At 70.5% G+C, this 12,051-nt stretch carries 10 protein-coding genes; 2 read left to right on the top strand and 8 right to left on the bottom strand.

What is annotated here, in order from left to right; genetic code table 11:
- Positions 1-13: 13 nt before the first annotated feature.
- Together HZ992_RS06830 and HZ992_RS06825 are read right to left on the bottom strand one after the other, a co-directional pair.
- Positions 14-298: a hypothetical protein gene (locus tag HZ992_RS06830; protein ID WP_209385917.1), complete on the bottom strand. Its 285-nt coding sequence runs from the start codon at positions 296-298 to the stop codon at positions 14-16.
- Between the two features lie 73 nt (positions 299-371).
- A complete protein-coding gene (locus tag HZ992_RS06825) occupies positions 372-2,609 on the bottom strand; it encodes a PhoX family protein (protein ID WP_209385916.1) in 2,238 nt (745 codons plus the stop codon).
- A 181-nt stretch (positions 2,610-2,790) separates the two neighbouring features.
- On the opposite strand from HZ992_RS06825, the gene HZ992_RS06820 reads away from it, so the two are divergent.
- Positions 2,791-3,480 (top strand): P-loop NTPase family protein, encoded by a 690-nt coding sequence (locus HZ992_RS06820; protein WP_209385915.1) that lies wholly within the window; start codon positions 2,791-2,793, stop codon positions 3,478-3,480.
- 6 nt (positions 3,481-3,486) lie between these two features.
- On the opposite strand, the gene HZ992_RS06815 is transcribed toward HZ992_RS06820, so the two are convergent.
- On the bottom strand, positions 3,487-4,851 hold the full coding sequence (locus HZ992_RS06815; protein ID WP_209385914.1) for an NAD(P)/FAD-dependent oxidoreductase: 1,365 nt from the start codon (positions 4,849-4,851) through the stop codon (positions 3,487-3,489).
- Between the two features lie 149 nt (positions 4,852-5,000).
- Between HZ992_RS06815 and HZ992_RS06810 the strand changes: the two genes are divergently transcribed.
- Positions 5,001-5,651 carry a biliverdin-producing heme oxygenase gene (locus HZ992_RS06810; RefSeq protein ID WP_209385913.1) on the top strand — a complete coding sequence of 217 codons (651 nt, stop codon included), beginning with the start codon at positions 5,001-5,003 and terminating at the stop codon, positions 5,649-5,651.
- On the opposite strand, the gene HZ992_RS06805 is transcribed toward HZ992_RS06810, so the two are convergent.
- The 5 genes from HZ992_RS06805 to HZ992_RS06785 all read right to left on the bottom strand — a co-directional run bounded on the left by HZ992_RS06805 (position 5,638) and on the right by HZ992_RS06785 (position 12,051).
- Positions 5,638-7,809, bottom strand: coding sequence for a GAF domain-containing protein (locus HZ992_RS06805; protein ID WP_209385912.1), 2,172 nt, complete (start codon positions 7,807-7,809; stop codon positions 5,638-5,640). The genes HZ992_RS06810 and HZ992_RS06805 overlap by 14 nt on opposite strands.
- Positions 7,806-9,170, bottom strand: a complete 1,365-nt coding sequence (locus HZ992_RS06800) for a PAS domain-containing protein (protein ID WP_209385911.1) — start codon at positions 9,168-9,170, stop codon at positions 7,806-7,808. Before HZ992_RS06800 ends, HZ992_RS06805 begins: the two co-directional genes overlap by 4 nt.
- A 94-nt stretch (positions 9,171-9,264) precedes the next feature.
- The gene (locus HZ992_RS06795; protein WP_209385910.1) at positions 9,265-9,531 is read right to left on the bottom strand and encodes a hypothetical protein; all 267 of its coding nucleotides are present in this window, start codon (positions 9,529-9,531) and stop codon (positions 9,265-9,267) included.
- Positions 9,532-9,556: 25 nt separating this feature from the next.
- Complete coding sequence (locus HZ992_RS06790; RefSeq protein ID WP_209385909.1) at positions 9,557-10,756, bottom strand: geranylgeranyl diphosphate reductase; 1,200 nt, start codon at positions 10,754-10,756, stop codon at positions 9,557-9,559.
- Entirely contained in the window at positions 10,723-12,051 is a 1,329-nt protein-coding gene (locus HZ992_RS06785) for a BCD family MFS transporter (RefSeq protein WP_209385908.1), read from the bottom strand. Before HZ992_RS06785 ends, HZ992_RS06790 begins: the two co-directional genes overlap by 34 nt.

Here is a 12,051-nt window from a genome sequence, read left to right as displayed (position 1 = left end):
GCGACTCCGGGACTCAGTGCATCTTGTCGCGCGGCGGGCGCTTGAATTCGTCCGGCGTGTAGACGTTGCCGTCCCACTGGCCCTGGCTGGCGCGGCGGATCGCATCGTCGGCGAGTTGCCGGGCCTGTCGCCGCGAGCGCGGCCAGCGCCACGTCGTGATCGCCGCCGCGCGAAGCCGCAGCCAGGTGCGGATCGCGGCTGCGTCGAAACGCTGACGACGCTGCGCACCCAGCGCCAGGCGCAGCAGCATGACGAGGCACGCCGCCAGCACAACGGCGGCGAAGCCCTTCTCGATCACGATGGCTCTCCCATGCCGCGATTCTGGCGCCACTTCGGCCGTGGCGCCATGAACCATCGCACGGGAGGGTCGTTCAGCTGCCGATGCGCCCGCCGTCGTTCTTCGTGATGACGATCGTCGCCGACCGCGGCCGCGCCGTTGCACCGCCCGCGCCGTAGCCGGTATTGCCCGGCCAGTGGCTGGTGAACTTCGTCGGGTCGGCGATGTTGGCCTGCGCGGTGTTTTCGCCCGGATGCTGGATGTTGACGAAGATCGCCTTGCCGTCCGGCGTCTCGGTCAGGCCGGTGATCTCGCTGCCGATGGGGCCGACCAGGAAGCGCTTCAGCGTCGACGCGGTCGGGGCCTTGCCGATGTAGGTGTCCACCGCGAGCGCGCCGCCGGCGGTGCGGCTGTAGCTCAGCGTCTTCTTCGCGCCGTCTCCCACCTGGCCGGGCAGCGCGGCGAGCATCATGCAGTTGGTCACGTCGGTGTAGGCGCCGTCGTCGGTCTGGATCCAGCAGATGCCGGTGGCGCGGCTGAACACGAGGCCGTCGGGGCTGGAGAAGTCCTGGTCCGAGGTCAGGCTCGACAGGTTGATCGCGCCGGGCGCGCCCGACTCGGCGCCGAACAGGTAGACGTCCCAGGTGAAGCCCGTCGCGGCACTGCCGGCGGCACCTTCCTTGATGCGCAGGATGTGCCCGTTCGGGTTGCCCTGCTGCGAGGTCGAGGTGCCCTTGATGTCGGTGTAGACGCGCGGGTTAGCGCTGTCCGGGGCGAGCTGCGAGGAGCCGGTGGGCTCGACGCGGCGGTTGCTGTTGTTGGTCAGCGTGAAGTAGATCTCGCCGTTGGCCGGATTCACCGCGCACCACTCGGGCCGGTCCATCTTGGTGGCGCCGATGGCGTCGCCGGCCAGGCGCGAGTTCACGCAGACGTCGGCCTGGTCGGCGAAGGTGTAACCCGCATAAGCCGCGATCGCGGGCGTCGTGATCGACAGCTCGATCCACTCGCCGCTGCCGTCGGCATTGAACTTCGCCGCGTACAGCTTGCCGCTGTCGAGGTACTTGTCGCCGGTGGCCATCCGGTCGGCCGGGTTCGCATCGGCAGCGTCCCACAGGGCCGTGGAGACGAACTTGTAGATGTATTCGTTGCGCGAGTCGTCGCCCTGGTAGACGGCGATCGGCTGGCCGGCGACCGGCGTGCCGAAGGCCGCGCTCTCGTGGGCGAAGCGGCCGAGGCCGGTGCGCTTCTTCGCCGCCTTGCTCTTGTCGTACGGGTCGAGCTCGACGATGTAGCCCATGCCGTTCATCTCGTTGCGGTAGTCGTCGCTGCCGTCGGTCGAGACACCGGTCTTCGCGTTGGTCCAGCGTGCGTAGATGTCGCCGGCACCGGCGCTCTCCCAGCCGTGGCGCGAGGTGGCCCCTTCGGCGCGTCCGTATCGGCGCAGCGACGTCACGCTCTTGTCGTTGGCGCGCGCGGCGTCGTCGCCCACCGGGCGGGTGAAGTAGCCCGACCAGTTCTCCTCGCCGGTGACGAAGCTGCCCCAGGGCGTCTTGCCGGTACCGCAGTTGTTCAGCGTGCCGCGCGTTGCCGTGCCGGCGGTCGAGTGCTTCGTCACCAGCAGCGCATTGCCGCGCGCGGGGCCGGCGATCTCGATGTCGGTCAGCGTGGTCAGGCGGCGGTTGAAGGACGAATCCTTGACCGCGGCCCAGGCCGTGCCGGTCTTGCGCACCTCGACCACGGACACGCCGTGGATCGCGAGCTCCTTGTCGACTTCCAAGGCCGGACGCGGCAGCGTGCTCGTGCCGCCATCGGCATGAAGGAAGAACGACGAGCGGTTCTCGTCGGTGGTTGCCTCGTGGTTCACGGCCAGCAGACCGCGGTCCACGGCCGTGGCCGAGGCCGCGCCGGCGGCCGACAGGCCGAACCACTCCATGCCATCGTGGTGGTCGCCCGCACGGTTCTCGAAGTTGGTGTCGGTGCCGTCGTTCAGGTAGTCGGCCACACCGGCAGCCAGCGGGTCGCCGAGCGCGTAGATCGCGGTGGCCGTGTAGCCAGCCGGCACAACCACGCTGTCGAGCAGGCTCTTGCCCACCGCGCTGAAACCGAGCAGGGTCTCGGTGGGTGCGACCGGTGCCGGATCGTCGTCGCCGCCGCCGCAGCCGGCCAGCACGGCGCTGCCGAACAGGGCCGTGGCAGCCGTGCCGACGCCGCCGCGCAGCAGGCCGCGGCGGCTCAGACGTGCGCTCAGGATGGAGTCGAAACTCGGGTTGGCGGAGGTGTTGGAGTCCTCTTCTTCGGAGAAGCCGATCGGCAGGTCCACGGGCTTGTTCATGTCGTCCTCTTGACTGCGGGTTGGTTCAAGCGGCGCAGTCTCGGCGGCGGGCATGACAGTGCCGTGAAGCTCCCGTGACGGTTTGACGTGAGTCGATGCGAGGAGCGCCGCGAAAACAGGCCAGAATGTCGACAGCGGGCCGCACCGGGCGGCACCCCCACCGAGCGAGGGACCTCACGAGATGGCGAAGATTCATTTCATCGGCGGCGAAAAGGGCGGAGTCGGCAAGTCGCTGATGGCACGGGTGCTGGCGCAGTACCTGATCGACCGCGGCGAGCCCTTCATCGGCTTCGACACCGACCGCTCGCACGGCGCGCTGATGCGCTTCTACTCGGGCTACGCCTCGCCGGTGATCGTCGACCGCTACGAGGCGCTGGACGCCATCATGGAAGCCGCCGTCGAGCAGCCGGATCGCCGCATCCTCGTCGATCTGGCCGCCCAGACGCACGACCCGCTGGTGCGCTGGATGGACGACTCCGGCGTGCTGAATCTGGCCGACGAGTCCGGCATCCAGATCCACTATTGGCACGTGATGGACACCGGCAAGGATTCGGTGGACCTGCTGCGCCGCCTGCTCGACCGCTTCGGCACCAGCCTGAAGTACGTGCTGGTGCGCAACCAGGTGCGCGGCAACGACTTCGGCGTGCTCGAGCAGTCGGGCGAGCAGGCGCGGGCGCTCGGCCTGGGCGCCAAGATCGTCTCGGTGAAGCGGCTGCACGACGGCGCGATCAACAAGATCGACGCCACCAGCAGCAGCTTCTGGAACGCCAAGAACGGCGACAACCACGCCGCACTCGGCCTGATGGACCGCCAGCGCGTGAAGATGTGGCTGCGCGACGTCTACCGCGACCTGGACGACGTGGGGCTGTAGCCCCGGTCAGTGCAGCTTGACTCGCGGCTCGGTGCCGCGTGTCATCCAGCGGCTCATCGAGCCGAGCGCGGTGCGCCAGAAGCCATGCAATGCCACTTCGTGCATCTTGTACAGCGACAGGTACATGGTGCGCGCGAACAGGCCCTCGACCCACAGATTGCCGCCGACCAGCGAGCCCATCAGGTTGCCCACCGTGCTGTACTCGCCCAGCGACACCAGCGAGCCGAAGTCGCGGTAGCGATACGGCTGTAGCGGCTTGCCCTCGATGCGCCGCTGCAGCTGCTTGACCAGGTGCGAGGCCTGCTGGTGCGCCGCCTGCGCGCGCGGGGGCACGTTGCCCTCGTGGCCCAGCCAGGGCGCAGCGGCGCAGTCGCCCAGCGCGAAGACGTCCGGGTCGCGCGTGCAACGCAGCGTGGGCTCGACAACGAGCTGGTTCAGCCGGTTTGTCTCCAGCCCGGCCACGTCGCGAAGGAAGTCAGGCGCCTTCACGCCGGCGGCCCACACCACGAGTTCGGCCGGAATCAGCTCGCCGCTGGCGAGCTGCACCCCTTCGTGGGTCACCGCGGTGACGCGCGAACCGGTCCGCACGCGCACGCCCAGCCCGGTGAGCAGCTTCGCCGCCGCTCCCGAGATGCGTTCGGGCAGCGCGGGCAGGATGCGCGGCCCGGCTTCGATCAGGTTGAGCTTGATGTCGCGCTCCGGGTCGATGCGCTCGAGGTTGTACGAGACCAGCGCCCGCGTCGCCTTGTGCAGTTCGGCCGACAGCTCCACACCGGTGGCGCCGGCGCCGATGATCGCCACCTGCAGCTGCCGCGGCGCCAGCGGCTCGGTCTGCATGTGTGCGCGGATGCAGGCGTTGACCAGGCGGCGGTGGAAACGCTCGGCCTGCCAGGGTGTCTCCAGCGCGATGGCGTGCTCGGCCACGCCGGGCGTTCCGAAGTCGTTGGTCTGGCTGCCCACGGCGATCACCAGCGTGTCGTAGCCGCGCGTGTAGGGCTGCGTGATCGGTACGCCGTCGTCGTCGATGGCCGGGGCGACGATCACCTCGCGCTTCTCGCGGTCCAGCCCGACCATCTCGCCCACGCGGTAGCGGAAGCCGTGCCAGTGCGATTGCGCCAGGTAGTCGGTGGCGTGGCTGTGCAGGTCGGCGCTGCCGGCGGCGATCTCGTGCAGGTGCGGCTTCCAGAAATGTGTGCGCGTCTTCTCGATCAGCGTGACATGCGCCAGGCCCTTGCGGCCGAGCCGGTCGCCGAGTTGCGTGACCAGTTCGAGCCCGCCGGCGCCGCCGCCGACGACCACGATGCGGTGCGGCAATGCGGCGCCCTGCGCCAAGTCAGTGCGATGGGACGGCAAGCGCTCGTCGTTGTTCATGGCAGGCCCGGAGATAGTGCACGGCGGTGTTGCGGCGATGGCGAGAGCCATGGTGTGCCAGGCCTTTTGCGTGGCACGACCGAACTCTCGCCGCCGATAATGATCGCACCCACGGAGCCCTTCATGCCGACCCGCTGGAACCGACCCCGATGAACTCGCTTGCCGAACGTCTGCGTTCGCAGACTTGGCCTGCGCACAAGCAGGTCGAAGCGACGAGCTTCGTGCGCGCCCTGCTCGGTGGTCAGGTCGATCGAAACGGCTACTGCCTGTTGCTGGCCAGCCTGCACCCGATCTACGCGGCGCTCGAAGCGGCGCTGCTGCGCCAGGCGCAACACCCGGTGATCGCCCCCGTGTTCAACTCCGAACTGCTGCGCGAGGAGCCGCTGGGCAGCGACCTCGATCACCTGCACGGCCCGGCTTGGCGCGACGAACTGGCGGCGCAACCGGCGGCCCGGGCCTACGCGGCACGCATCGCCGAGATCGAGCGCAGCGAACCGGCGCTGCTGGTGGCGCACGCCTACGTGCGCTACCTCGGCGACCTCAGCGGCGGCCAGGCGCTGCGCAAGATTGTGGCGCGCGCGCTCGGGTTGGCGCCCGAGGCCGGCACGCGCTTCTACGACTTCGGATCCCCGCAGCAGGTGGGCGCGATGGCGCAGCGGTTCCGCAGCGGGCTCGATCAGATCGAGGGCGACCCGGCCTCGCGCGAGGCGATCGTCAGCGAGGCGACCGACGCCTTCCGCCGCCACGGCGAGCTGTTCGAGCAGCTCGACCGCGCCCGCTCCGCACCTAGCGTTGCGTGAATCCGCGGATGCGTCCGTACAGGGTGGTCGCGCGGCGCGTCGAGACTTCCAGTTCCTCGAGCATGGGAGCCACCGTGGGCGCCATGTTGCCGTCGGCGATGTCCATCGCCGCCAGGCTGGCGCTGGCCAGGATGGCGCTGACCAGCTCGTCGTTCTCGCGCGATCCGCTGCCGAAGGCGGCCAGTGATGGCGCCGCCTGCGACAGCGATGCCTCGAGGTGCTCGCGCGCGCGCAAGGCACGCTTGGATTCCGTGAGGTCGTCGAACATCAGGATGAAGCCGAGCACCGAGCCGTCGCGCGCGGGCACCACCTCGGCCCGCACGGACAGCGGCGTGGGCCGGCTGCCGGCCAGCTCGAATTCCCCGCGCCAGGGCTGGCCGTCGCTCACCAGGGCATCGAAGACACGCTGGGCGGCCTGCGGCTGGGTGAGCAGGCCGGCCACCGCGGCCAGTCGGGCAGGGGTCTCGCGCGTGCGCCCGCTCAGTCGCAGGAAGGCCTCGTTGGCGAACAGCGTGCGCTGATGGCCGTCGGTCACGATGACCGCCTCGTTCGAACTGCCCACCGTGCCACGCACCTTGGAAAGCTGGTGTTCGGCAATCAGCAGGCGCACCGCGTTGACCTGCACGATGATGTCGATCAGCGAGGCCCCGATGGCGCGCGCCAGCGCCAGCTCGCTGCCGCTCCAGGGCAGCGCCGTGCCGCGCACCAGCTCCGACCAGGCGGCGAACGAGCGCCTCGGCGACAGCTCCATCGGGTTGTTGGCGACCATCGGCTTGGCCGGGTCGCCGGCCCAGGTGACGGTGAGCAGCTGTTCCTTGCGGAACCACATCAGGTAGTCGGGCCGGTCGGCCGAAAGCTTCACCGCGATCACGCCGCTGGCGGTGGGCGTGAGCGAGGCCAGCGAGGGGTTGTCGCGCTCGACAGCCGAGCAGTGGAAGAGTCGATCGACGCCGTGCGTCTGCACCCATTGCTGAAGGGCGCGCAGCTGCGGCGTAGACGGCACCTCGCCGGTGCTCAGCACCTCGTCGTCATGGAACAGCGCCGCGCCGGTGGCGTCCAGCGGCTGCAGCAGCGTGCGCGGGTTGCGCAGCAGCGCCAGGCGCCAGTCGCCTTCGGTGGAGGTGGCCTCGATCAGGCGCTGCTCGAGCCGGCGGACCTGGATGGCCACTTGCGCATAGGCGTAGTTGTCGATCGCCGCGATGCGCGTGGCGATCACCTCGGACAGCAGGTCGGCCGCGGCACGCACGGCAAAGCGCAGGTTGTAGGGGCTGTAGTGGTGGCAGGCGACCAGGCCCCACAGCTGGCCCTCGCGTACCAGCGACACCACCAGCGTGGCCGTCACGCCCATGTTGCGCAGGTATTGCAGGTGCAATGGCGACATGCTGCGCAGCGTGCACATCGACATGTCCAGTTCGGCTGCGCTGCCGGGCACCTGGCGCGGCACCAACCCGGCCGCGGCGTAGTCGACGTCGACCAGAAGTCGCACGCGATTGCGGATGTACAACTCGCGGGCGCGTTGCGGAATGTCGGTGGCCGGGTAGTGGTGGCCGAGCAGCGACTCCAGCCGCGGATCGCGCGCCTCGGCGATGATCTTGCCGTGGCCGTCGGGGTCGAACTTGTAGACCATGACCCGGTCGTAGCCGGTCATCTCGCGGAAGCACTTCACCACCGCGTCCGAAAGCGTGCCGATGCTGGAGGCGGCACTCAGGCGCTGCACCGCGCGGCCCAGGTGCTGTGCCAGCGTGTCGCCGTCGAGTTCGAGCACCGCGACGCCGCCCGGCGGCGTGTCCAGCGGTTCGAGCTCGACCACCAGCAATTGACCCGGCACGCGATGCACCACGCCCTCGAACTCGGCGTCGCTACCACCCAGCGACAGCCGGCAGCGAAAGGGCACCGGTTCGTCGAGATCGTCCTGTTGGGCGATCGCGCGCACCTGATCTTCGAGGTTCCCGCCCAGCCAGCGAAGCGGCCGCTCGAGCAGTTCGCCCGTCTGCCGGCGCAGCAGATCGACCACGTTGGCGCTCGCCTGCACCACCTCGAAGGAGGGCTCGCGAACGGCCAGCAGCACGCCATGCGGCTGCACAGACCCGGCGAGATGGATCAGCTCGCGTTCGCAGTTGGTGAGGTCGGCCTGGCCGAACGCGGGGCTCGACTTCACGGCGAGTCGATCTTCCTGTCGCCGGGGCGAGCGAGGCTCTGCGGGCTCACGCCGAGCAGGCCGGCCGCCACCACGGTGTCTCCGCACGCACGCTCCAGCGCCATGCGGATGAAATGCTGCTCGGCCAGAGCCGTGGCGTCGCGCAGCATGTCCGGCAGGCTGGCCGTGCCGAGCTGCTCGCACAGCCGCGTCCACGCCTGCGCGAAGGCCGCCTGTGCCTCGCCGAACTCGGCCACGCGCGGCGGGGTCTGCCGAAGCACGAGACCGATGCATTCCTGGTCGCCTTCGGTGAGCCAGGTCGCGCTGAGCTGGACCGGCAGCGATTCCGGCACGCGCAGCGGCACGGCCGCCCGCTCCGCCAGGCCGGCATGTCGCACTTCCTGCAGCAGGGCCGCCAGTTCGTCGGCCGGCTCCCCCAGCCATTGCGCGACCGACTTGCCGATCAGCGCACCATCGTCGTCGGCCTTCATCAGCGCCACGAAGGCGGCGTCGCACGACAGGATGTTTCCGACCGAGTCGGTCACTGCCGCCGCTTCCCGCAGCGGGGCACCCGGCACGGCCGCCGCCGGCGCGCCGGTGGTGCGCATGCGCACCAGCAGGCGCTGCGTGTCGGTGGCGCGGAACGGCGTCGCGGCGACGCTGGCGGCCACCGGGTTGCCGAGCAGGCGGGCGCGCAGTTCCACCGGTCGGCCGCTGCTGCGCGCGGTCACCAGCAGCTGATGGATGGGGCCACGCGATCGCGCGTCGAAGAGCGCCTCGACCGACTGGCCGGCCAGCGCGCCGCTGCTGGCCAGCCAGTTCGCGGCGGTGCGGTTTGCCGAGACGATCGTCAGTGTGGCGGCGTCGACCACCAGCACGGCGTCGGTGAGCACCTGGAGCAGTTGCCGCTCGTGGGTTTCGGCCTGACGCGCGCGCCAGTAGCCGCGCTCCAGGTCCTGCTGGGCATCGAGGAAGCGCTGCTGGATCGCCGCGATGGCACGCATGTCGCGGCCGACGGCGATCACCGGGCCGTTGCGCCCCAGGCGGATCGCGGTGTACGCGACTGGGATGTCGGTGCCGCCGGCCCCCGGATGATTGACTTCGCGGCGGCGCGCCAGGCCGGTGCTGGTGACATCCTGCAGCAGCGCCTCGACCTTTCGGCGCGTCCCGCCGGAGACCGTTTCGACCCAGGGGCGTCCGATCCACTGCGCGGCCGTGGGCGAGATCGGCTCCTGGCCGGCCTGTGCCACGCTGGTGATGACCCCTGCGTCGTCGAGCACCAGCGCAATGTCGCTGGACAGGGACACGAAGGTTTGTGCCAGCTCCTGCGCCCAGGGGGCGAGAGCGCCGAGATCGTCCGTTCCGCCCGAGCGTTGATTCACGCTGCTTCTCCTGTAGGCCGACGGTTCATCCGGGAGGTCCTTTGCGGCGCATTCTATGCCCGGCCCTGGCCGACGCGCCTTGACCTGAAACAGGTCAGCGTCGCCAGCGCTGCCAGAGATCCACCGCGTGGACGGCCCCGCCGCCGCTGAGCAGCAGCGCGATCCAGGGCCAGGGTGCTCCGGTGAGGGCACAGCGCAGGGCCAGCACCAGCAGGACGCCGGCACCGATCATCGGCGCGAACACCCGGGGTGGCGGGCCGGCGCCGCTGCGCGCATGGAGCACGGTCAGCACCATGGCCTCGATCACCAGCACCGCGAGCACGATGTCGGCCGCGCGGCCGCTGGCGAAGAAGGCGTCCATCACGGGCCGCCGGAGCTCGGCATGGTCAGACGCGGGCCATTCCGAAAAGGTGCGCCACGTCCTTCAGGAAGATGCGCACGTGGGCCATCGGCTTCTTGCGCGTCAGTTCCTTGTTCATGTAGGACTCGAACGTGAGCTGCTGCACGTCCCGGTCGCGGCAGATGCTGACGAAGCGCTCGCGGCGCTTGTCGCTCGAGTACCAGAAGTACTGCATCACGCCGAGCACCCAGAAAACCTTGCCGTGCGCCTTCATGAAGCGCTTGCGCGCGAGCTGCAGGTCGCGCGGCTGGCCGCTGGCCAGGTAGGCCAGCGAGGCCTCGGCGGCCAGCTTGCCGCCGTACATCGCGTAGTAGATGCCCTCGCCCGAGGCCGGCGCCACCACGCCGGCGGCGTCGCCGGCGAGCACCACGTCGCGGCCGTTGTCCCAGCGCGGCAGCGGCTTGAGCGGAATCGGCGCGCCCTCCCGGCGCAGCGTCTCGGTGTCGCCCAGGCCGCTGACGCGGCGCAGCGCCTCGGTCGCGCTGCGCAGCGAGAAGCCCTTGTCGGCGCTGCCGGTGCCCACGCTCATCGTGTCGCCGTGCGGGAACACCCAGCCGTAGAAGTCAGGCGAGAACTCGCCGTTGTAGACCACGTCGCAGCGCGAGCCGTCGTAGCCCGGCCTGTCGACCGGCGCACGCAGGATCTCGTGGTACGCGAAGACGAACTTGCCGCGGTCGGAGCCGGGCACCTCCTGGCGCGCCACCTCGGAGCGGGCACCGTCGGCGCCGACCACCACCCGCGCCTTCACGCGAACCGGCACGGCCTCGCCGCCGCGGCGGTCGCGCGCGCTGAAGCGCACGATGGCCGAGCCGTCGACGTCGCGCTCGATGGCTTCGAAGCTGCCGCGCGTTCGCACCGCGCCGGCCTGGGCGGCGCGCTCGCGTAGCCACTCGTCGAACGGGCCGCGATCGACCATGCCGACGAAGCCGCCCTCGATCGGGATGTCGACCTTGGCGTCGCTCGGCGCGATCATGCGAGCGCAGCGGATGCGCGCCACCAGCAGGTGGTCGGGGATCGCGAAGTCCTTGATCAGCCGCGGCGGAATGGCGCCGCCGCAGGGCTTGATGCGCCCGTCGCGGTCGAGCAGCAGCACGCTGCGGCCCTGGCGTGCGAGTTCGTGGGCGGCGGTCGCACCGGCCGGCCCGCCGCCGATCACGACGGCATCGTAGGTGTCGATCTGGTCCATGCCCATCTCCTTGTGCGCCGCTGCGGCGCGCGCGTCTCGATGCCGGCGGCCAGCGCCGCGGCCCACAGGAACAACACCGCCTCGGCGCCGAACACGACTGCGTAGGCCGCGCCGGGGCTGTCGATGAAGCGGCGCGCGATGTCGCTGGCCACTGCGCCGGCCAGGCCGCCGACGCCGAAAGAGATCGCCTGCGAAGCGCCCCACAGGCCCATGCGCACGCCTTCGCGCGAGGCGCGGCCTTCGCCGGCCAGGCGCATCATCGAACCGATGGCGGCGATGGAGAACGCCCCGTTGGCCGCGCCGAGCGCGAACACGGTGGCGTGCAACGGCCAGCGCGGGCCGACCACACCAGCGGCCACCAGCCCCGCCAACGCGAACGCCGAGGCGATGCAGCCGCCGATCGTCCAGCTGCGCAGCGAGCCGATGCCCCAGCGGCTGCCCGCCAGCGCACAGGCGATCATGCCCAGCAGCACACCGCCGTGCTGCAGGCCGGACAGCTGCGTCGTCGCACCCGGCGAGAGGCCGAACACCGCGCCGGCGAAAGGCTCGAGGATCAGGTCCTGCGCGCTGAAGGCGAGCATCGAGACGAACACGAAGATCGTGAAGCGGCGCGCCGCGGCTTCCTGCCAGACCTGGCGCAGCGCCTCGAGGAAGCGCAGCTTCGGCTCCGCGTCCTGCGCGGCGCCGTCGGCGACGCCGCCCTGCCCTTCGAGCCGCCACAGCGCGGCCACGGCGACGAGGCAGGCGATCAGCGCCACGCCGCCGCTGACGGCAACCAGGCGCTGCGGTGAATAAGGATCGAGCCAGCGGCCGGCCAGCCCGGCCGTCACCGCAAAGCCGATGATCATCATCATCCAGACGATGGTGGCAGCAGGCGCACGCCGCTGTGCCGCCACGCTCTTGGCCAGCAGCACCAGCACCGAGGTGCCGCATGCGCTGACGCCCAGCCCGACGAAGAAGAAGGCGAGCACGGCCAGCGCGAGGCCGGCGTAACGCTCGGTGGCCATCCAGGCGGTGGCAGCGGCGGCCAGCGTGCCGCCCGCGGCGAGCACGGCCATGCCGCCAAGGATCCACGGCGTGCAACGGCCGCTGCGGTCGGAGCCGAAGCCCATTCGCGGCCGCGTGATCTGCACGGCGTAGTGGATGGCCACCAGCAAGCCCGGCACCAGGGCCGGCAGCGCGAGCTCGACCACCATCACGCGGTTGAGCGTCGACGTGGTCAGCACGACGATGGCGCCGAGCGCCATCTGCACCAGACCGAGCCGCACGATGCCGAACCAGCCGAGCGGCGTCAT

Origin of the sequence: Rhizobacter sp. AJA081-3 (assembly GCF_017795745.1) — a bacterium.
Taxonomy (GTDB): domain Bacteria; phylum Pseudomonadota; class Gammaproteobacteria; order Burkholderiales; family Burkholderiaceae_C; genus Piscinibacter.
This window is presented reverse-complemented; position numbering and strand designations above follow the sequence as displayed.